Raw genomic sequence first — 21,429 nt, forward strand, 5'->3', positions numbered from 1 at the left:
CGGTTCAAACGTGAAACACGAAGCAATGCCAAATGCAAAGGAGTGTGTGAAGGCTATGGGAAAAGAAGCAGCAGGCGGTATCAAGGCAGCTAATGAAAGCTCGTTGTTCCAAACGTACGCCAGATACCCAATCGCCCTGGTCAAAGGGGAGGGCAGCTGGCTATGGGATGATCAAGGCAACAAGTATCTTGATTTTATGGCCGGTCTGGCGGTAACGAATCTCGGCCATGCCCCGGTAAAAGTGAAAGAGAAGCTGAAAGCCCAGCTGGATGAATTGTGGCATGTCTCGAACCTGTTCCACATTCCGGGCCAGGAAAAAGCAGCCGAGCTGCTGACAGCCAACACCTGCGCGGATGCGGTCTTCTTCTGCAACAGCGGGGCCGAAGCGAACGAAGCTGCCATTAAGCTGGCACGCCGCTACCATCAGAAGGTGAAGGGAACGGGACGCTACGAGGTCATTACGTTTACCCAGTCCTTCCATGGTCGGACGCTGGCTACGCTGACGGCCACCGGCCAGGATAAGGTGAAGGAAGGCTTCCTCCCGCTTCCGGCAGGCTTCAAAAGCGTTCCCCTGCATGACCTTCCGGCGCTGGAAGCAGCCATTAACGACAATACCGCAGCCATCATGATCGAGATGGTGCAGGCGGAGGGCGGCGTGCATCCGGTGGAACCGGAATTCCTTCAAGCCGTCACCGGGCTGTGCAAGAAGCACGGACTGCTGCTGATCGTGGACGAGGTGCAAACGGGCATGGGCCGGACCGGCAAGCTGTTTGCGCACGAGCATTACGGCATCGAGCCGGATATTTTCACCGTGGCCAAAGGGCTCGGCTCCGGGTTCCCGGTAGGCGCGATGCTGGGCAAGGCTTACTTGCGCGAAGCCTTCACGGCAGGAAGCCATGCCACGACGTTTGGCGGCACGCCGATTGCGAGCGCCGTCATCCAGGCCACCATCGAGACGATGCTGGAAGACAACGTGCCGCAGCGCGCGGCCGAAGCCGGAGAATATTTGATGACGAAGCTGAATGAGAGCCTGGGCAGTCATCCTTTTGTGAAGGCGATCCGGGGGAAAGGCCTGCTGATCGGCATCGAATGCGTCGAATCGGTTGGGGAGCTGGTGCTGAAAGGACAGAGCCGCGGGCTGCTGTTCGTAACGGCAGGACCGAACGTGATCCGGCTGCTTCCGAATCTGTACGTCACGAAACAAGAGATCGACCAGGCGGTGTCGATCGTTACGGAACTTATACATGAACATACGGCGGTTAGCCAAGCATAGAAGAATCGTGCAGCAGCATTATGGACAATAACAGCATGGTTAAGGAGGACTGAAGAATATGGCCGCTAGCGGACAATTGAAGGAATTAAGCCTGAAAGGGCGGGATATGATCGAGCTGGACGAATACTCGACGGAAGAGATTCAGTTCTTGCTCGATTCGGCAATCGAGATCAAGCGCAAGCAGAAGAACGGGGAAGTCTATCAGCCGCTGAAAGGCAAGACGATCGGCTTGATTTTTGAGAAGTCGTCCACGCGGACGCGGGTTTCGTTCGAAGCTGGGATGTTCCAGCTGGGCGGACATGCACTATTTTTGAGCAAAAACGATATTCAGCTCGGACGCGGCGAGCCGATCAGCGATACGGCACAGGTGATGTCCCGTTATCTGGACGGCCTGATGATCCGTACCTTCGGGCACGACAACGTGGTCAACCTTGCGAAATATGCTTCGATTCCGGTCATCAACGGCCTGAGCGACATGGCGCATCCATGTCAGGTGCTGGCTGATTTGCAGACGGTGCTGGAGCACAAGGGCAAGCTGAAAGGCCTCAAAATGGCCTTTATCGGCGATGGCAACAACATGGCGCATTCGCTCCTGATCGGCGGTGCCAAGATGGGCATGCATGTGGCCGTGGCCAGTCCGAAGGGCTATGAGGCGGAAGCCAGCATCGTGAAGCTGAGCGAGGAAATCGCGGCGCAAACGGGCGGCAAAATCACGATCACCCAAGACCCGCTCGAAGCCGCGAAGGATGCAGACGTGATCTACACGGATGTATGGGCAAGCATGGGCTTTGAAGAGGAGCAGGCACAGCGGGAAGCCGCCTTTGCGGACTACCAGGTGAATGAGGAGCTGGTGAAAGCAGCTAAGCCGGATTACTTGTTCCTGCATTGCCTCCCGGCCCACCGCGGCGAAGAGGTCAGCGAAGGCGTGATCGACGGTGCCAATTCCGTCATTTTCGATCAGGCGGAGAACCGTCTCCATGCCCAGAAGGCTTTGATGGTTGCTTTGATGGCATAAAGCCGCCGATGACCAGCGAACATTCTCTATGAAAATGCGTCAATGGACGTTTTCTTTAGTATAATGAAGGACAGGGTTGTTAGTAACAAAGAGAGGGAGTTAAACCATGGCAAAACAAAAAATCGTACTGGCGTATTCCGGCGGTTTGGATACGTCCGTCATTCTGAAGTGGCTGAAAGAAACCTACGATGCGGAGATCATTGCCTTCACGGCCGATATTGGCCAGAAGGAAGAGCTGGACGGACTTGAGGAAAAAGCGCTGGCGACCGGCGCCTCCAAAGTATACATCGACGATCTGCGCGACGAATTTGCGAATGATTTCATCTTCCCGATGTTCCAGGCGGGTGCCATGTACGAAGGGCAGTACCTGCTCGGCACCAGCATCGCGCGCCCGTTGATCGCGAAACGCATGGTGGATATCGCACGTGCCGAAGGCGCGACGGCAATTGCGCACGGCGCTACGGGCAAAGGGAACGACCAGGTTCGTTTTGAGCTGGGCGTAGCCGGCTTGGCACCGGACATTGAAGTGATCGCGCCTTGGCGCATCGAGGAGTTCCGAAACTCCTTCCCGGGACGCGCGGAGATGATCGCTTACGCGGAAGCGCACGGCATTCCGGTAACGGCATCCGCTGCGAAATCCTACTCCATGGACCGCAACCTGCTCCATATCAGTTACGAGAGCGGTGTGCTGGAGGACCCTTGGTTCGATGCAAGCGCAGAGGACAGCAAGGATATGTACCTTCTTAGCGTATCGCCTGAGGATGCGCCGGATGAGGCGGAATACCTCGAGCTTACGTTCGAGCAAGGGAATGTCGTTGCGCTGAACGGCGAGTCGATGAGCCCGCTGCAAGTGATGGAGAAGCTGAACGAGCTGGGCGGCAAGCACGGCATCGGTCGCGTGGACATGGTGGAGAACCGCTTCGTCGGCATGAAGAGCCGCGGCGTCTATGAGACTCCTGGCGGCACGATCCTGTTCACTGCTCATCGCAAAATGGAGTCCATCACGATGGACCGTGAAGTGATGAACCTGCGCGACAGCCTGATTACCCGCTACAGCACCTTGGTTTATAACGGCTTCTGGTTCGCGCCGGAGCGTCTGGCATTGCAGGCGCTGGTGACAGAGAGCCAGAAGAACGTTACGGGTACGGTGCGCGTGAAGCTCTACAAAGGCAATGTGATCGGCGCAGGCGTGAAGAGTCCGGTGAGCCTGTACAACCCGGACATCGCCACGATGGAAGCCGATCCGACGCAAGCTTACGATCAAGGCGACGCTACCGGCTTTATCCGCTTGAACGCATTGCGTTTGAAAGTGGCAACCGGCGTGAATCAGAATCAATAAAACAGTCTGAGGGCCCGTTTAACGGAACAGCGCATCGGATAGAGCGCGGTAACAACGCGGCCGAAGGATACATGATATGATGCCTTATGTCTTATATCCGGTAATTGATCGAATATAAGCGTATGGCTATGGACGTACTAGTAATGAACAGGCTGAAGGCCGTTTTCATGCTGGAGAGCTCCGTCGATTCTCGTGCAACGGGATGAACGGAACCTCTTAAGCGGGAAGCGGCCCTCTGCCTTAAATCAGAGAGGGGCAAGTGTTGTGAGCAAGTTATGGGGCGGACGCTTTACGAAGCAGACCAACGCATTGGTGGAGGAATATACGGCATCCATCGGTTTTGACAAGCAGCTGGCCGAGGAGGACATCCAGGGAAGCCTTGCGCATGTGTCCATGCTGGGCAAATGCGGCATCGTGCCGGCGGAAGACGTGGAGACGATCAAGACAGGATTGGGCAAAGTGCTGGAGCGCATCCGTGAGGGCAGCATCGAGTTCTCCGTATCGGATGAGGATATCCATATGAACATCGAGAAGAATCTGATCGAGGAAATCGGACCTGTCGGCGGCAAGCTCCACACGGGACGCAGCCGCAACGACCAGGTGGCAACGGACATGCACTTGTATTTGCGCAACCGCGTCGTGGCGTTGACCGGCATGCTGCACGAGCTGCAGACCGCGTTGATCGGGCAGGCGAAGGATAACCTGGATACGATTATTCCGGGGTATACGCATCTGCAGCGTGCGCAGCCGATTCTGTTCGCGCATCATCTGATGGCTTACATGTCCATGTTCCAGCGGGATATCGACCGTCTGATCGACAGCTATAAGCGCATTAACGTGCTGCCGCTCGGGGCAGGCGCGCTTGCGGGCACAACGTTCCCGATCGACCGCCATTTCGTGGCGGAGCAGCTCGGTTTCGACGGCGTTTACGAGAACAGCCTGGATGCGGTCAGCGACCGCGACTTTATCCTGGAATTCCTCTCGGATGCTTCCATCATCATGATGCACTTGTCCCGCCTGAGCGAGGAGCTGGTGCTTTGGAGCAGCACCGAGTTCAACTTCGTCGAGCTGGATGATGCGTTCTGCACGGGCAGCAGCATTATGCCGCAGAAGAAGAACCCGGACGTGCCCGAGCTTGTCCGCGGCAAAACCGGACGGGTATACGGCAACCTGATGGGTCTGCTTACCGTGCTGAAGTCGCTGCCGCTTGCTTATAACAAGGACATGCAGGAAGACAAAGAGGGCATGTTCGACACGGTGGCTACGCTGGAAGGCGCATTGCAGCTATTCGCGCCGATGATCGCCACGATGAAGGTCAACAAAGGCCGCATGCGCGAAGCAGTGAACACCGACTTCTCGAATGCAACGGATATTGCGGACTTCCTGGTCGGCAAAGGGCTTCCGTTCCGCCAGGCGCACGAAGTGATCGGCAAGACCGTATTGTACTGCATCCAGAACAACAAATACCTGCTGGACCTGACGCTGGACGAATTCAAGCAGTTCTCCGAGCTGTTCGACGACTCCATCTATGGCGTGCTTCAACCCGAGACGGTGGTCAATGCGCGTAACGTTTACGGCGGCACGGCAACCGAGCAGGTGAAAGCGGCGATCGACCGCAGCGTGCAGATCCTTCAGGTCACGGAAGAATGGCTGGGTCTCCGCCAGGGGAATGTAGAGTAAAGGATACAGAAAACTTGAAGTAGTAAAAATAAAGGTGGATCGGCAAAAGCTATATTTGCTGATCCACCTTTTGTTGTGTAACGATGAGATTCGTTGAACGAGGGATTGCCTAAAATCCTCTCATGAAGAGAAGTGCACCCAGTACACCCCATGGAACTGCGAATGAACCGCAAGCACGTTCATGGCGTGGATATTATGGGTTCATCAGGCTTTCAACGGAAGCCATTTCAGAACATCCTGGATATGGGTATCCCAATATCCCCAATCGTGGCCGCCCGGGCCTTCCTGATACGTGAGATCCAGGGAGGTTGCTTCGCAGGCTTTGCGGAATGCTTGATTGTCTTGGTAGAGGAAGTCTTCCGTACCGCAGCATTGAAACAGCAGCGGCTTCGGTCCCTCGGAGCGGTCCACTTCCTGAAGCAGCCACAACAGGTCATTGTCGGTGCCGGTAATGTCCCGATCTCCGTAGACTAAACGATGCTCAAACAAAGCCTCGTTCCTATTAATATGACCCGCCATGTCGAGCGCGCCCGACAGGCTGGCAGCAGCGGCGAAGGATTCGGGACAGCGAAGGGCAAGCTTGAACGCCCCGTAGCCGCCCATGGACAACCCGGCGACGAAGTTATCTTCCCTCGCGTGGGATAACGGGAAGAAGGAACGGGCGATGGACGGCAGCTCCTGGCTGATATAGGTCCAGTATTTGCCGCCGTATTCCATGTCGGTATAGAAGCTGCGATGCACTTGCGGCATAACGACGGCAATGCCCATCTCGGCCACGTAGCGTTCGATGGAGGTTCTGCGCAGCCAGATGGAATCGTCGTCGGACAGGCCGTGCAGGAGGAAGAGCGTCGGATGCAGACCGCTTTTGGCATGATTCGTCATGCCGATTTGTGAAGAGGTTTGCTGAGGGAGAATGACGGTCATGGACGTGCTGAGACCGAGCACCTCCGAGTAAAAGTGACATTGCATAAGAGCCATGGATTATGTATCCCCTTTCATTTTTGAAAATGAGAGATCAAAGTGACGAGCCTATTAGGATCATATCACAATCGATCCCCCTTGCTCCAAGTAAATCTAAGTCATCGTCTGCGGCGGGCGAGCACGGATTTAAAGTCTGCTGCATTCGGAAGCTTCGCCATTCTCCAGGAGCATAAAGGCGGCCGGCGACCGAGTCGAAACGGATGGAATGAATCCGTGCATAAAACGCCTCGGTCTTCAGACCGAGGCGAGGTTCAGCCATCGGGCTGTTCTATGATGCGCTGCGTTGTGTTATCTTAGAGGGAGATTATGGCTCCATCTGGTGGAGGATTCAATAGCATAGATTTAGAAGTTTAGCGAGTGTCCAATTAAGATATAGCATGATGATCCTATTTGTGAATCTGGAGGAGTATGCTTATGATACCACATGACGATAAACTGTCCGATCTGAAGATTACGGGAACCGGCAGCTCAAGCGGCGGCCAATACGGCAAGGTGCGAATCGATGGTGCCGGGCAGGTGAATGGAGATTTGGATTGCCGGGAATTAACAGGCAACGGAACGATGAGTTTGAACGGCGACGTAGCTGCCGACAAGATTCGCGTGAACGGTTCGGGAACCATTAAGGGGACGGTGGACGCGGAGGAGCTGCATGTAGCCGGCAGCCTGAGCGTGAAGAGAGGCGTGCGCAGCCGATCCATTTTTATCGGGGGGCATTGCAGCATTCACGGTGATTCCGAATCGAAGAGGCTTGATGTAACCGGAAACCTGAGAAGCCATGGTGACGTGCGGAGTGAGACGGCCACGTTTCATGGGGGCTTCAAGATCGATGGCCGCCTGCATGTAGGAACAGCGGATATTCGGCTGTTGGGCCGCTGCCTTGCGCAGGAAATCGTCGGAGACCGGATCACGATCCGCAAAAAAGGAAAGCGTCTCTGGGAGATGCTGTCCCTGCCATTACGGGGAACGCGGCTGGAGGCACGCATTATTGAGGGCGATGTCCTGGATCTAGAGTATGTCGAAGCCGATATCGTCCGCGGCAACCGGGTGATTCTCGGCCCAGGGTGCGAGATTCGGCAAGTGGAATACCGGGATGAATTGACGCAGCATCCGGAAGCCCAGGTCAGAGCATCCCGGCGGTTTTAAGTTTTAAGGGCGACATTGGGCCAAACATCCGGGCATAGGCCGAATAGATGGCAAGGAGGCAGCGATATGGTGCATAATGGAACAGCCGTAGATAGACCCGGTGTTTCCATAACGGGTGACGGTGTCGTTGGCGGCGGTATGGTCGGCAAGCTTCGGATAAACGGTGAAGGCGTCATTCATGGCGACACGGATTGCCATCTGCTAAGCTGCAACGGCAGCGCGGTCATAAACGGAAGCCTGCTCGGAAGGCAGGCTAGAGTGAACGGCCATGTGAAGGTGTCCCATCATGTCCAGATGGAGCACGTCCGGGTGAATGGAAGCTTGGATGCCGGCGGAAGCGTTAGGATCAGCCGCATCGGAATCAATGGCGGCTTGAGCACGGGAGCCGATCTGTTTGCGGTCAAAGGCGTCGTGAACGGTACCCTGGATGTTGGCGGCAACCTGGAAGCCGAAGAGATGACGGTCCGCGGCATACTACGCGTGAGCGGGTCCGTGATAGCTCGGGAATTGACGCTGAGGCTCGTTGCGCAAGCCTCGCGCGTCAACGAACTCCGAAGCCGCACGGTCTTCGTAGCTCCAACGGTGCTGGCCAAATGGTTCCGTTCCTCACGGATCGGATATCTGAATGCCGAGCTGGTTGAAGGCGAGGATATCCGTCTGGAGAATACGAGCGCGGCCATTGTCAGGGGCAGTAGAGTCCATATCGGAAAGAGCTGCTCCATCGGCCGGGTGGAATATACCGAGACGTTCAGCGCAGATGCCCAGGCGGAAATCGGAAGCTATTATAAAATCGATGCACGACATTAAAATAACGGCAAGGAAAACAGCCCGTATTCGCGATTCGATTCGCGAATGCGGGCTGTTTCGTGCCAGCTTCGATTTACGGAGCGCTGATACCGTCCTCAACGACTTCCTCTTTGGGCGTTTCGTTCGCATCCGGCAGCGGGACCTCGTTCGTCGGATTGATGGCAACGATGCTGTTCTGGGGACGGTAGGTATCCTTGGATATTTTCACGTTCTCCACGACCTTCCCGTTCACTTTCTTGGTTCGGTAGGTTTCTACCACATAACCTGGTTTCCCGTTCTGAACCACCTGCTTCAATCCCGGCGGCAGCGAGTTGTTGTGGATGACCTTTTCCGGCGAAGGCAAGGTTTCAATCGTGGTGGATACCAGCTCGTATTCCGTATTTTCCGGGAAGGTGCCGAACATCTTCAGCGTTAAATTGCCGTGCGATACCTCGGACAGGATAAGCAGGTGCTTGCCTGTATTGTTTCGGAAGCGAAAGTTGATCGCCCCTTCGGCAAAGGTGGCGTCCTGTCCCTTGGGCAAGTAGCTGACCGGAAGGGAATGATTCCGCCTTTCGGTGATCTCCAGCCCGATCAGCAGGGCGGCATGATACACCGTGCTGGATACCTGGCAGATCCCGCCCCCGATACCGGGCACCAGCTTGCCGTTCACGATGACGGGAGCTTCCTCAAATCCATACTCCTTTTTAGCAACATCAATGATATGAGCATAATTGAACTCATCGCCGGGCTTCAGAATCATGCCGTCCACGGCTTTGGCGGCAGCGGTTACGTTATGTACGCGTCCGGGCCCGCTGGATCCAAGACCGGTAGAGAATTCAACGATTTTTCGCTCAATGCCCTCGTCCTGCAGCGACTTTACGGTAACGGGGGGCTTTTGACGGATAAGAGGCAGCTGCACCGCAATGGCTTCTTCCGGATACGGTTCCGTGAAGTGGGACTCGTTCGGAAGCGCTGCGCTGAACCCTTCATAGAACGCAGGCCAATCGATGCGGTACGCGGTTTTCTCCGGGGTATACCGGACCACATCGTCATCGGAAATGCTCCGCACTGCGTTGACAGGCTCTCCAAAGCGTTCTTTTTGCCAGTCTTCGTTTAACCGCCCTTTCAATACGTCGCGATTCCAGTCGGTGGATATATGCCATTCCAGCTGAAACTGCCGCCGGTAAAGAACCTGTTCCCATAGCGATCCTTCGGACAGCTTGGCAATGGCTTCTTTGAAATCGGCTGCGCTGAACCGAACGCCGGCTTCTTGGAGACTGAAGCTTTCCGTGCGCCCTTTGAGGGCCTCCGACTCCAGCGTCACCTTGATGCTTGTCATGGCGTGGAGCCGCTGTTCCAGCTCGGACAATACCTCGTCGGCGGGTTGCCCCCCTACCTGCCAGCCGGAGAGAACGACTCCCTTCGGCAGCTCCTTTTGGTTCGCGTACATCGTCAATAGACCGAAACCGACGGAGAGGAGAAGAGCGATACTGATGACAAAGATGAGACCGAGATGAATTTTTTTCATTTGAAACCACCTTCTTAACTTCGTATTGGCCGCAGTACATGCACTTGTTCATGTATATGTCACGGTGGGCTCAAACTTTCGGGTACTCAAAAGGTAACAAATTTGTTACAATAGACGATGTCGTGAGGATTTTTCTTGGATTTTAAAGGAATTCGATGGAAACTGTCGAAAGTATAATGGCTAATTATGGATTGGGAAGTGATGAAGTGATCGAAATGCAGGACGTATGGAAGACTTATCCAAGCGGCGCCCATGCGCTTCAAGGAGTTTCCGTTACCATTAACCGCAATGAATTCGTCTATGTTGTCGGACCGTCGGGTGCCGGCAAATCGACATTCATGAAACTTATCTATAGAGAAGAAGTGCCGACCAAAGGCCAAATTTCCGTTAACGGATTTAATATCGGGAAGCTGAAGCAGCGCAAAATCCCCTATGTTCGCCGAAATATCGGGGTTATTTTTCAGGACTATCGTCTGCTGCCCAAGCTGACTGCTTACGAAAATGTAGCTTTTGCCATGGAGGTTATCGAAGCGCCGCAGCGTCTCATCAAGAGACGGGTTATGGAGGTGCTGGATCTGGTGGGCCTGAAAGCCAAGGCGAACCGCGAGCCTTCCCAGCTCTCCGGCGGAGAGCAGCAGCGGATCGCAATCGCCAGGGCGATCGTGAACAACCCGTCCGTCATTATTGCGGACGAGCCTACGGGCAACCTGGACCCGGAAACCTCCTGGGGCATCATGCAGCTGCTGGACGAAATCAATTTCAGGGGAACCACCATCGTAATGGCTACCCACAACAGGGATATCGTGAACACGATGCGTAAGCGCGTACTTGCGATTGAGCACGGACAAATCGTCCGCGACCAGCAGAGAGGAGAGTACGGGTATGAATTTTAGAACCTTCTTGCGGCACTTGCGGGAAGGGGCGAAGAGCGTTTTCCGGAATGGGTGGATGTCGGTCGCATCGATTACGTCCATCGTGGTGTCATTATTTATACTGGGCGTTTTCATGCTGTTAGTCATGAATGTGAACGCATTAGCCGATAAAGCAGATAGCAACGTGCAAATCAATACGTACTTGAATCTCAATGTGGACGAGAAGCTGCGCGAAACCATCAAAGGCGAGATCGAGGCCATGCCGGAAGTCAACGCCATCAAATTCGTGTCCAAGGAAGAGGGCATGAAGGAGCTTGAGGAAAGCCTCGGTTCCGAATGGGTGGAAGGCTTCAGCGAAGCGGACCAGAATCCGCTTCCGGACGCATTCGAGGTTTCTGTTATCGAACCGACCACGGTCGGGTTCGTTGCCGACAAGATTACCGCGCTGAACGAGAAGTATGCGGAAGAGCCGATCCTGCGCGTCAAGTACGGGGAGGGCACGGTAGAAACCTTGTTCAAGATTACGAAAACGGTGCGGAATATCGGCTTTATTTTCGTAGCGGGACTCGGCTTGATGTCCATGTTTCTGATTTCGAACACCATTCGGGTAACGATTTTGGCCCGTCGCCGCGAGATCGGCATCATGAAGCTTGTCGGCGCGACCAACAACTTCATCCGCTGGCCGTTCTTCGTGGAAGGAGCCATGATCGGCCTCTTGGGCTCGATCATTACGGTTACGCTGCTGTTTATAGGCTACAATCGCCTGTACGCCGCGTCGCAGACGGATTTGACGCTGGCGCAGAGCCTGATTCCATTGGGAGATCTGTGGCTGCTGCTCGGGACCATCATCGTGGCCCTTGGCATCGTCATTGGCATTTGGGGCAGCACCATGTCGATACGTAAATTTTTGAAAGTATAAAACAAGGTAAAGGATGGGGAGCGAAACTTGAAGAAAATCGCCGCAGGAGTAGCAGCCTTATTACTGGCCACTGTTATGATCCAACCGACCGTCGGACAAGCCGAGAAGAAGACTTCAGCCGATGTAGACAAAGAGCTGAGGGTGCTTCAGGAGCAGGTCAAGAAAGCGCGGGCGCAGAAGAGCAAGGCTGCGGATGATAAACAAGAAGCCCAGCATTATAAGAATAAAACGACGAAGAACCTGAAATACGTAATGGAGCAAATCAGCATCGTCAGCAATGAATTGACGAAGATTTCCGTCAAGATCGAGGAGACGGAGGATTTGCTGAGAACAACGACCAAGGAGCTTGAAGCGGCGGAGGAGCGCATCGCCTCCCGCGAGAAGCTGCTGGAATCCCGGATTCGCCTCATCTATATGGATGGGCAAGTATCGTATCTGGATGTGCTGCTCTCCGCAACCAGCTTCAGCGATTTTATTGAGCGTGCCGATTCCTTGAAGACCATCGTCGATCAGGACCAGGATTTGCTGGTACAGCATAAGCAGGACAAGCTGCTGGTTATCGACAAGAAGAAAGAACTAGAAGGGCAGTACGCAACCGCCAAGGACCTGTACGGCCAGATGGAGGACCGCAAGAGCATCCTGAACGAGAAGGAACAGGAGAAGCGCGTTCTGCTGGCCCAGTACGATCAGGATATCGAGGATGCGGACATCTTGACCGAAGAACAGGATAAAATGCTGGTTGCCCTGGCAAGCAAGCGTTCGGACCTGCAGAAGGAAAAGAATAAGCTTGCCGCCGAAGAAGCGGCCCGTAAAGCGGCGGCTGCCAAAGCGGCTGCGGCGAAGAGAGCGAAGGCGACAACCCTTGGCGGCAGCAAAGGCGGCGGCGGGTATACCGGCAACGGCGGACCGTTTGCGATACCGGTCTCCGGAGCCAGACTCTCCTCCGGTTACGGACCGCGCGTCCATCCGGTAACGGGCGAGGTTGGCAAGATGCACACGGGTCAGGACTTCGCGGTTCCGCAAGGGACCGAGATCCGGGCAGCCGAGAGCGGCACCGTCATCTTGGCCGAGTGGTGGAGCGGTTACGGAAACTGTGTTATTGTTGATCATGGGGGCGGCGTATGGACCTTGTATGGGCATATCCGCAACGGCGGCATTAAAGTCAGCGAAGGCGACAAGGTGTCCAGAGGGCAGAAGATTGCCGAAGTAGGCTCCACGGGTCAGAGCACGGGACCGCATCTTCATTTTGAGGTTCGGGTCAACGGATCGCCGGTGAATCCTTCGCCTTATCTGTAACAGAAATGATGACGCAAGCCATATAACCTTCAATACCGCTGTATAAATATTCCCGGCAAGCCAATCATATACTAGGTGGACGGGATTCCCCTGTGTGTAGCAGTTGAAACGTACAAAGGCGGTGAAGTACTTGCTGAAAAAACGAACGGCTGTCTTTCTGGTCATCGCTGCCATGCTGTGCGGCGGACTGTTAACGATGGCTTTGACCCAGCTGCCTGCTCCAAGTCAGACCGGAGACGGCGGCGAGGGATTGCTGGCCAGCATCGCGAACAGGAATGGACTGGAGCAGTCTGAAGCGAAGAAACTGGGGACAGCGATTGACCTCATCGAAAGCAATTATTACAAGGATATCGATCGGTCGAAGCTGATCGACGGCGCGATCAACGGGATGATGGAAGCGCTGGAAGATCCGTATTCCAACTATATGGGCAAAGAAACGGCGGCCCAGTTTGAAGAAAGTATTGAGGGCTCCTTCACGGGGATTGGCGCGGAAGTGTCCTCCGTAGACGGCAGCGTCGTCGTTGTATCCCCGATCAAGGGATCGCCTGCGGATAAAGCCGGCATTCGGGCCAAGGATACCATCCTATCCGTCAATGGCGAATCCTTGCAGGGCCTTGAGCTGAATGCGGCCGTTAACAAGATTCGCGGTCCGAAGGGCTCCAAGGCCGTCCTTCAGATCAAGCGGGCAGGATCCGAGCAGCCGATCGAGTATGTTATCGTTCGGGATGACGTCGATCTGGAAACCGTGTCGGCACGGATGGAGAAGGGCGGAATCGGCGTGATCGAGATTTCCCAATTCTCGCTGAATACGGGCGAACGCTTTAAGGAAGAGCTCAAGAAGCTGGAAAGCCAAGGCATGAAGGGACTGCTGATCGACGTCCGGAACAATCCCGGCGGCGTGCTGTCCGTTGTCATTGACATCGCAGAGCAGTTCGTGCCTAAAGGCGAGCTGATCGTTCAGGTCGAAGACAAGGATAAGAAGCGGGAGAAGCATCCTTCCAATGGCGTGGCGAAATCGTACCCGATTACGGTGCTGATGAACAAGGGCAGCGCCAGCGCTTCCGAGATTTTGGCAGGCGCATTGCAGCAGTCCGCCGGAGCTACCCTGATGGGCGAGCACTCCTTCGGAAAAGGGACCGTGCAAACGAGCTTTGACAAGCAGTTTGGCGACGGAAGCCTGCTCAAGGTAACCATTGCCAAATGGCTGACGCCAAACGGTACCTGGATCCATGAGAAGGGAATCGAGCCGGATATTAAGGTGTCGCAGCCTGAATACTTTACCGTTGCGCCGATCGATAAGAAGAAAACTTATGCGTACGACACGAACAGCACGGATGTGAAGAACGCGCAGATTATGCTTGAAGCGGTTGGTTACGCGGCAGGACGCACGGATGGTTACTTCGACCGGAATACGGAGAAGGCGGTCAAGAGCTTCCAGAGCAAGCACAAGCTGAAAGCGGACGGCATCATTAACAGCGCTACAGCCGAGGCATTGGAAGCGGCATTGATCGAGAAGATTCAGGATCCGAAAGAGGATAATCAAATGAATCGCGGAATTGCCGAGGTTCGGAAGGAAATCGCCGCTAAGGCGTCGAACAAGTAAGAAGGCTGAACGTTAGCCTTCTTTTTTCTTTGGAGATATCAGAAAGCGTAAACTTCGAAGCATCTTGGAACCGAAAGGAGCGTGGCAAGCCGTTGGAGACATTGAAACAACTGCTGATGTATGGGATAGATGCAGGCATACAACTGCTGACGCAGCCCTTTTATTATATTTCGATTTTGTTTGTCATGCTGTTTTACCGAAGGCAGGTGTTGGTGGAGCGCAAGCTGTTCCATGTGAAGCTGCATTCCTGGGGATTGCAGACCTGGCGTACGTTTCTAGGGGGACTGGCGGCAGGCATCGGCGTGTCCATCGTGGTGGCCTTCTTGGGGATATCATTAAGTCTGGAAGCCATTATATGCATATGGGTGACTTCGCTGATCCTGATGCTGTTTCATATCCGGTACTTATGCTTTGCCTATTCCATCGGTCTGCTCGGGATCATTCAGTTTGTGTTGGGCTGGTTTCCGAATTGGCAGCCGGAAGGCTGGGTTCATCAGGTAACGGCAACGATCCTTGGTTTGGACATTCCGGCCTTGCTGGCGTTGTCCGCCGTCCTGCATTTTGCGGAAGCTTTGCTGGTAAGGATACAAGGGGCGGGATTTGCCACCCCGCTGTTTCTGGAGGGCAAGCGCGGCAAGCTTGTCGGCGGCTATCATATGCAGAGCTTCTGGCCCCTGCCGTTGTTCCTGCTCGTTCCGGCGGTTGGCGGGGGCAGCGTGCTGCCGTGGACACCGTTCTTTGGCGGCGATGCTTGGAGTACGGGCTTTACCATGATGGCCCTTCCGGTCGTGATCGGCTTCGGAGAGATGACGCAGAGCATGCTCCCGCAGGAGAAGGCAGGGATCACGTCGAAGCGTCTCATATTCTATGGAGCGATTGTGCTGGCGTTGAGCCTGCTGGCCGAGTGGTGGTCGCCGCTTACCATCGCGGCCGCATTAGCGGCGCTGCTGCTGCATGAAGGCTTGGTATGGTACAGCAGATACGAAGAACAGCAACGCAGCCCGATGTTTGTACATCCGGTACGCGGATTACGCGTTCTCGCCGTGCTGCCGGACAGTCCGGCGAGCGAGCTCGGCATTTTGGCAGGGGAGACGATCCTCAAGGTGAACGGTAAGCTGATTCACAGCAAGGAGCAGCTGCACAGCGCCTTGCGCCAGAATCCGGCCTTCTGCAAGCTGGAGGTTCAGAACCATCAAGGGGAGAGCAAATTTCTCCAGCGTGCGATCTACGCCGGGGATCATCATCAGCTGGGAGCTATCGTGGCGCCAGACCCGAGGGATGGCATTGCAGTGGGGTTGAAGCCGGTAAGCTTGATCACGCTGCTGGCCAATAAACTTCATATTCGCAGCAAACGGGGGGCTTCCGGCAGCAAGACGTCCGGCGGTTCCGAAGAAGCCGGATTCCCTTCATCGTGATACGGCAAACGGGCCTTTGTCCAATATGGACAAGGGCCCGTTTTTTAGCTTCATGCCGTTATGTAATGAATAGGCGGGACTAGCCCTGCACCTTTTTTAAATAAAAGATAGCAATTTGCGTCCGGTCCCGAAGATTCAGCTTGCCCAGTATATCGGTGACGTAGTTTTTGACGGTGCCTTCGCTTAGGTAAAGCTGCGCGGCAATTTCCTTATTGGACAGGCCCTCCGCGATAAGGGCGACGACCTTTTTCTCGGCAGGGGTGAGCCCGAACTGTTCCAGCTCAGCGGATCTCGGGACCGGCTGCGGGGTTGGACGAAGCATGCCGGTCAGCTTGCGAGCGATATCGGGATGTATCAGCATGTTACCATCGTGCACCGTTTTGATCCCCTGGATGATGCGATCGGGCGGAATGTTCTTCAGCAGATAACCGCTGGCCCCGTTCCGCAGCGCCTCCACGATGTAATCATCGTCATCGAAGGTAGTCAGCATCAGCACCCGTACATCAGGGTATCGCTCGCGAATGCGCCGGGTTCCTTCCACGCCGTCGCATACCGGCATCCGAATGTCCATGAGCACGACGTCGGCATGAAGTCCGTCCATCAATAACGATAGTGCCTCCTCCCCGTGTTCCGCGACAGCCGATACTTCGATATCCGGATCCATCCCCACCAACAGTTTCAAGCTTTCCCGAATGAACGGGTCATCGTCTGCAATCAATACGGATATCATGGATAGCCACGATCCTTTCTATAAATTAGGGTCCTGCCGTCGTGCCAGTCACATAATCTCGCGCTTCCGGTAGACAGGCAGCCGGGTGATGACGGTAAAAGGCACGGATTTTCTGACCTCCAGCGTTCCGCCCACCACCTTGGTTCGTTCGAGCATGCCGCTTATCCCGATGCCATGACGGTCTGCCGCAGCGATCGGGTTCGCCTCCTCTTGGACCGTGCCATCGTTGGAGACCTCCATTCGAACTTCCTCGTCTCCGTACTGGAGAAAAATTTGGACCTGCTTGGCCTCGCCGTGGCGTATGGCGTTGGTGATGGCTTCGCGGGCATTTTTGTATAATACCACCTGTTGGCTCGGATAAAGCGGATAAGGAATTCCCTGCAGTACAAGCTCGGTCTCGATTCCGGTCTCCCTGCCGGTCTCCTCCAGCAGCCGATCCAGGGAATAATCGTCCGTGATCCGCCTTGACGGATTCATCTGTTTCACGGCGATCCGCATTTGCTCCATGCTCTCCCCCAGCTGGTCGCGGATTTGATGGAGCATATCCATGCCCCGGGCGGCATCCTGCGGCACGATATGAAGAGCGGCTTCCATCATCATTTTGACGCGAATCAGCCGATGGCCGATATCGTCATGCAGCTGGCGGGAGATGCGGTTACGCTCCTCGGCCTGCGCCGCGCTTTCCACCTGATGGGCGAACTGCAGCAGCTGCCTGCCTGCTTCGTCCTGCTGGAAATGCAGTCTTTTCAGCTCGTCGTATAAATGAATGTGATCCAATTCCTTCTGGTTCATTTCATGGATGCGGTGGAATGTGACCGCCAAGAAAAGAAACAGCAGATTGGCCGTCGTATGCAGCAGCGCATCGTAATCGGTAATCGCGATGTTGAGCAGCGCAAGGTGACCGAATGCCAGCCACAGCCTGCCAGGCCGCTCGAACAAGGGCAGATAGACACATAGGGAGGATATGGACAGGAATACCATCATGAAGCCGTATTGGTGGCATAGCCATAGGGACAACGGGATTTCCAGCAGTATGGCTGCTTTCCGGTAAGCAGGCGAAGGCAGGAAACGGCTCAGCACCGCAATCGCCAGAAAAAGCAGGATGTACACCATATACTCCCCGTAATCGTCGAGCTGCTGCAAAAAGATGTCCGCTGCGGCGGGCAGGAGAATGAGGCCGTACCTGAGATAGGCAAGTGGAGATGTCACGTGCGATCCAACCCTTTTCCATTGTGAAGTCAAACCGTTCAAACGATTGGCTACATTATAGCACATGGATGTTTTCGGCAAGGAGATGACTTTCGTCACCCTATAAGGTGACTTCCTCTACCTTCAAAATCCGGCGATTCCAGATAGAATGTAATCAACAGATGGATATGAGGGAAATGGAGATGATGATTATGACGGTCTTTCTGGAGATGAAAGATGTCGTAAAACGATATGGTAGCAAGCTGTCGGTGGATCATATGAACCTGGAAGTGCACGAAGGCGAGATTTTTGGATTATTGGGACCGAACGGAGCGGGCAAGAGCACGTCCATCAATATGATCTGCGGCCTTCTGGCGAAGGATCAGGGCATCATCAAAGTAGACGGTATCTCCATCGAGGAGCAGCCGCTGGAAGTGAAACGGAGAATTGGGCTGGTGCCCCAGGATCTGGCCCTGTACGAAGAGATGACGGCTTGGGATAATGTCGCTTTTTTCGCCAAATTGTACGGCCTGCGCGGCCAGCTGCTGAAGGAACGGGTGGAGGAGGCGCTGGCGTTTGTCGGGCTGCAGGATCGGGCAAAAGAAAGACCGTCCACCTTCTCCGGGGGGATGAAACGAAGACTGAATATTGCATGCTCGATTACGCATCGTCCGAAGCTGATTATCATGGATGAGCCGACGGTGGGGATTGATCCGCAGTCCCGGAATCATATCCTGGAATCGGTGAAGACGTTGAACCGCATGGGGTCTACCGTTATTTATACAAGTCATTACATGGAGGAAGTTGCCGCGATCAGCGACCGGGTGGCCATCATGGATCAAGGTCATGTTATCGCCTGCGGGACGCAGCAGGAGCTTCGGGCACGCGTGGCGCATGAGGAAAAAATCATTCTTACTGCCGATGGGATCACACCGGATCTGGTGGAGGAGCTGACCATTCACCCGCGCGTTAGGCGCGTGGCGCAGAATGATAACGAGGTCGAAGTCTATGTACCGTCAGCTCAGGATGAGCTGCAGGATATTTTATTCATTTGCAGTAAACACCATACGACGCTTCGCTCCCTGCAGTGCGAGGAGCCGGGGCTTGAAACGCTGTTTCTCAGCCTGACCGGGCGAACGCTTCGCGATTGATCATAACGGACACGAGCAGAGGAATCCATGAAGGAGGAATACCGAAGATGAATACGATGATTATCGCTTGGTTCGAGCTGAAGCGGATGGCCACCAGCCGATCGGTGCTGATCAACCAATTTTTGCTGCCGCTGATCCTTATTTTCATATTGGGAAACGCGCTTTCGGGCTGGTTTGGCAATGATCAGGAATTTAAACAGCCATCGGTCCGAGTGGGATTGGTGTTAGATGCCGAGGCTGGAGGACAGATGCCGGGGAGCATGCAGACGCTGACCGGCTTGCCGGAGATTCAGGACCTACTGGAACCTGAGGTGGTATCCAGCCGCGAAGAAGCCGAAGAAAAGCTGCGCCGGGGCGAGGTCGATTACGCGGTGGTGATTCCTGCTTCCTTTGATGAACGAATGAGCCAGGGAGAGGATGTGAAGCTTGAGCTGCTACCTGGAAGAGACCGTGATCTAAACCTCGTGGCAGACACTGTCTTCAAGACCTTTATCGCAGATGCCAATCACAAACAGGCGGAGGTAGTCGTTATGGGCGGAGACCAAGTTCTTGCGGCTCAAGCGGCAGCGCCTGTCGATGCGTCGGACGGACCCAACGTTACGATCGGGCAGCTGAGCGAGAAAGGAGCAACGTACTCCGCAGCCCAATATTACGCTGCCTCCATGCTGATCATGTTCCTGTTGTATTCCGGTCTGATGGCCAGCAGCAGCCTGCTGGGCGAGCGGGAAAGCCGGACCTTATATCGCTTGCAAAGCGCGCCCGTTAACCCCGGAACCGTGTTTGCCGGAAAAATTATCGGATGCAGCCTGATCACGCTGGCACAGGCAGCCGCCATCGTCCTTGGATCCATGTGGCTGTACGGCGTTAAATGGGGACCGCACCCCTTGCTGCTCATCGTGGTCTGCGTATTAATCACGTTATCGTCCATGACCATCGCCACTTTCATAACCCTGGTCTCCTCCACGGCGGCTGGAGCCAGAGGGCTGATGCAGGCGATCATTATCGCCATGACGTTTGTCAGCGGAGGGTTTATGCCGCTGCCCGTGGAGTTCTTCCAGAAGCTCGGCGCCTTCACCGTCAACCATTGGGCGATGCAGAGCATGCTGCGGATGATGCTGAACAGCGACGTGCATTTGATTGTCACATGCGTTGGCATGCTGGCGGCCATTACCGCGGCCCTGTCGGCTGCAGCCATGATTACGTACAGGAAGGTGGGATACCATGCATAGCTTAACCATTGCCTGGCATATGGTGAGACGGACGCTCGGGCGAAAGAGAGGCTGGATCGTTTACCTGCTGGTTCCTTGCGTTGTGGTCACCTTGACGGTGTTTCTCATGGGGCAGACCACGGCCGCGAGCATTCTGGTCACTTACGTGAACGAGGATGAGGGACCTGCAGGGCGGTACTTGATGAATGAACTGGAGCGAAGCGGCCAATACGTGCTCAAGGAGTCCGGGTCCGAGAATATGCTGAGGGAAGACCTGGTGGAGAATAAAAGCACGGTGGGCGTTTATATTCCGCAGGGGTTCAGCGACGGATTAATAGAAGGCCAACGGCCGGCGGTTAAAATATACGAAGTCTCCACCTCGGAGGCCTCGGTAATGATCCGAATGACGGCGGACTCCGCGGTTACGCGCCTGAGCGGTACGGCCGCCTTGATCCGGGAAACCTCGGAGCCGGACGCGGATCGTATGCTGGCGCTGCAAGAGGTGCTCAAGCAATCCGCGCTGAATCGGGTGGATACCGAGGTCACGGATCTGAATCTATATGCGAAGCCGGGACTCTCGAACGTAACGGGATTTACCCTGATGTTCATGATGACCCTTATCTCCAGCGTGGTGTCGATGATGATTGATGACCGCAGGCAGCGAACGCTGTCCCGCATGTATACGGCGCCGGTACGCGCCTATCAGATCGCTTTAGGTAATTTTCTGGGCAGCCTGGTGGTCGGCTCGCTGCAGGTGGTCATCGTGCTCGTGCTCAGCCGGTATGTCCTTCGTTACGATTACGGAGTTCCGTTCGTGCTGCATTTCCTTATTCTGATGGCCTTCATGCTCGTATCGTTAGGCGTGGCAAGCACGGTCGCGGGGCTGATCCGGAACGGGCAAAATGCGGCCATGATCAATTCCATGATCGTCACGCCGACCTGCATGCTGGGCGGGTGCTTCTGGCCGCTTGCCATCATGCCGGAATTCATGCAGAAGATCGCCAATTTCATCCCGCAAAAATGGGCCATTGAGGCGGTGGAGACCGCTGCTACGGGCGGCACGTTATCCGACATCGCACTGCCGCTTGCCGTGCTGGGCCTGATGGCGGTCATTCTGCTGGCCGTCGGTTCCGCTGTCCTGCGGCCGAGCGAGAGCGGGGTTGGGCACGGCGCTTAAATTATTCGCTCCAGGAGTTCCTCCGTAATAAAGCTCTTGGAGCTTCGACCGGAGGTTGCATATCCTGGTGCCGTATCGTGAGGCCCAGGTTTGTTATTAGTGATCCAACCATTGTTTATATA

18 protein-coding genes are annotated in these 21,429 nt (G+C 55.0%); 14 read left to right on the forward strand and 4 right to left on the reverse strand.

Translation table 11 applies throughout. The annotated features are described in order from the left end of the window. Positions 1-55 precede the first annotated feature (55 nt). The 4 genes from JNUCC32_RS27535 (at position 56) to argH (ending at position 5,307) form a co-directional block, all read left to right on the forward strand. A complete protein-coding gene (locus JNUCC32_RS27535; RefSeq protein ID WP_192570426.1) occupies positions 56-1,273 on the forward strand; it encodes an acetylornithine transaminase in 1,218 nt (405 codons plus the stop codon). Positions 1,274-1,331: 58 nt separating this feature from the next. Beyond that, the gene (gene argF / locus JNUCC32_RS27540; RefSeq protein WP_192570427.1) at positions 1,332-2,288 is read left to right on the forward strand and encodes an ornithine carbamoyltransferase; all 957 of its coding nucleotides are present in this window, start codon (positions 1,332-1,334) and stop codon (positions 2,286-2,288) included. Between the two features lie 106 nt (positions 2,289-2,394). Continuing rightward, positions 2,395-3,627, forward strand: a complete 1,233-nt coding sequence (locus tag JNUCC32_RS27545; protein ID WP_015737700.1) for an argininosuccinate synthase — start codon at positions 2,395-2,397, stop codon at positions 3,625-3,627. A 264-nt stretch (positions 3,628-3,891) separates the two neighbouring features. Beyond that, complete coding sequence (argH, locus tag JNUCC32_RS27550) at positions 3,892-5,307, forward strand: argininosuccinate lyase (RefSeq protein ID WP_192570428.1); 1,416 nt, start codon at positions 3,892-3,894, stop codon at positions 5,305-5,307. Positions 5,308-5,511: 204 nt separating this feature from the next. On the opposite strand, the gene JNUCC32_RS27555 is transcribed toward argH, so the two are convergent. Next, positions 5,512-6,285 carry an alpha/beta hydrolase gene (locus tag JNUCC32_RS27555; protein WP_192570429.1) on the reverse strand — a complete coding sequence of 258 codons (774 nt, stop codon included), beginning with the start codon at positions 6,283-6,285 and terminating at the stop codon, positions 5,512-5,514. 417 nt (positions 6,286-6,702) lie between these two features. Between JNUCC32_RS27555 and JNUCC32_RS27560 the strand changes: the two genes are divergently transcribed. Both JNUCC32_RS27560 and JNUCC32_RS27565 read left to right on the forward strand, forming a co-directional pair. After that, positions 6,703-7,431 carry a polymer-forming cytoskeletal protein gene (locus tag JNUCC32_RS27560; RefSeq protein WP_145039242.1) on the forward strand — a complete coding sequence of 243 codons (729 nt, stop codon included), beginning with the start codon at positions 6,703-6,705 and terminating at the stop codon, positions 7,429-7,431. 66 nt (positions 7,432-7,497) lie between these two features. Then, the gene (locus tag JNUCC32_RS27565; protein ID WP_192570430.1) at positions 7,498-8,238 is read left to right on the forward strand and encodes a hypothetical protein; all 741 of its coding nucleotides are present in this window, start codon (positions 7,498-7,500) and stop codon (positions 8,236-8,238) included. Positions 8,239-8,311: 73 nt separating this feature from the next. On the opposite strand, the gene JNUCC32_RS27570 is transcribed toward JNUCC32_RS27565, so the two are convergent. Continuing rightward, positions 8,312-9,748, reverse strand: coding sequence for a VanW family protein (locus tag JNUCC32_RS27570; RefSeq protein ID WP_192570431.1), 1,437 nt, complete (start codon positions 9,746-9,748; stop codon positions 8,312-8,314). 206 nt (positions 9,749-9,954) lie between these two features. On the opposite strand from JNUCC32_RS27570, the gene ftsE reads away from it, so the two are divergent. The 5 genes from ftsE to JNUCC32_RS27595 all read left to right on the forward strand — a co-directional run bounded on the left by ftsE (position 9,955) and on the right by JNUCC32_RS27595 (position 15,853). Then, the gene (ftsE, locus tag JNUCC32_RS27575; RefSeq protein ID WP_015737694.1) at positions 9,955-10,641 is read left to right on the forward strand and encodes a cell division ATP-binding protein FtsE; all 687 of its coding nucleotides are present in this window, start codon (positions 9,955-9,957) and stop codon (positions 10,639-10,641) included. After that, a complete protein-coding gene (ftsX, locus tag JNUCC32_RS27580; protein ID WP_015737693.1) occupies positions 10,631-11,539 on the forward strand; it encodes a permease-like cell division protein FtsX in 909 nt (302 codons plus the stop codon). Before ftsE ends, ftsX begins: the two co-directional genes overlap by 11 nt. 27 nt (positions 11,540-11,566) lie before the next feature. Then, positions 11,567-12,835, forward strand: coding sequence for a murein hydrolase activator EnvC family protein (locus JNUCC32_RS27585; protein WP_192570432.1), 1,269 nt, complete (start codon positions 11,567-11,569; stop codon positions 12,833-12,835). A gap of 130 nt (positions 12,836-12,965) precedes the next feature. Then, positions 12,966-14,438, forward strand: coding sequence for a S41 family peptidase (locus JNUCC32_RS27590; RefSeq protein WP_015737691.1), 1,473 nt, complete (start codon positions 12,966-12,968; stop codon positions 14,436-14,438). Positions 14,439-14,530: 92 nt separating this feature from the next. Then, a complete protein-coding gene (locus JNUCC32_RS27595; protein WP_192570433.1) occupies positions 14,531-15,853 on the forward strand; it encodes a PDZ domain-containing protein in 1,323 nt (440 codons plus the stop codon). Between the two features lie 79 nt (positions 15,854-15,932). Here the strand turns inward: JNUCC32_RS27595 and JNUCC32_RS27600 are convergent, their stop codons facing one another. Continuing rightward, on the reverse strand, positions 15,933-16,583 hold the full coding sequence (locus JNUCC32_RS27600) for a response regulator (RefSeq protein WP_192570434.1): 651 nt from the start codon (positions 16,581-16,583) through the stop codon (positions 15,933-15,935). Between the two features lie 48 nt (positions 16,584-16,631). After that, complete coding sequence (locus JNUCC32_RS27605; RefSeq protein WP_228468837.1) at positions 16,632-17,792, reverse strand: sensor histidine kinase; 1,161 nt, start codon at positions 17,790-17,792, stop codon at positions 16,632-16,634. 182 nt (positions 17,793-17,974) lie between these two features. On the opposite strand from JNUCC32_RS27605, the gene JNUCC32_RS27610 reads away from it, so the two are divergent. From JNUCC32_RS27610 to JNUCC32_RS27620, 3 genes are read left to right on the forward strand one after another with little or no spacing between them, the layout of a single operon-like run. Then, on the forward strand, positions 17,975-18,922 hold the full coding sequence (locus JNUCC32_RS27610) for an ABC transporter ATP-binding protein (RefSeq protein ID WP_192570436.1): 948 nt from the start codon (positions 17,975-17,977) through the stop codon (positions 18,920-18,922). A gap of 47 nt (positions 18,923-18,969) precedes the next feature. Continuing rightward, the gene (locus JNUCC32_RS27615) at positions 18,970-20,151 is read left to right on the forward strand and encodes an ABC transporter permease (protein WP_192570437.1); all 1,182 of its coding nucleotides are present in this window, start codon (positions 18,970-18,972) and stop codon (positions 20,149-20,151) included. Next, positions 20,144-21,307, forward strand: a complete 1,164-nt coding sequence (locus tag JNUCC32_RS27620; protein ID WP_192570438.1) for an ABC transporter permease — start codon at positions 20,144-20,146, stop codon at positions 21,305-21,307. The genes JNUCC32_RS27615 and JNUCC32_RS27620 overlap by 8 nt, the downstream gene beginning before the upstream one ends. The last annotated feature ends 122 nt before the right edge of the window (positions 21,308-21,429 follow it).

The organism is Paenibacillus sp. JNUCC32 (assembly GCF_014863545.1).
GTDB lineage: Bacteria > Bacillota > Bacilli > Paenibacillales > Paenibacillaceae > Paenibacillus_AQ > Paenibacillus_AQ lautus_A.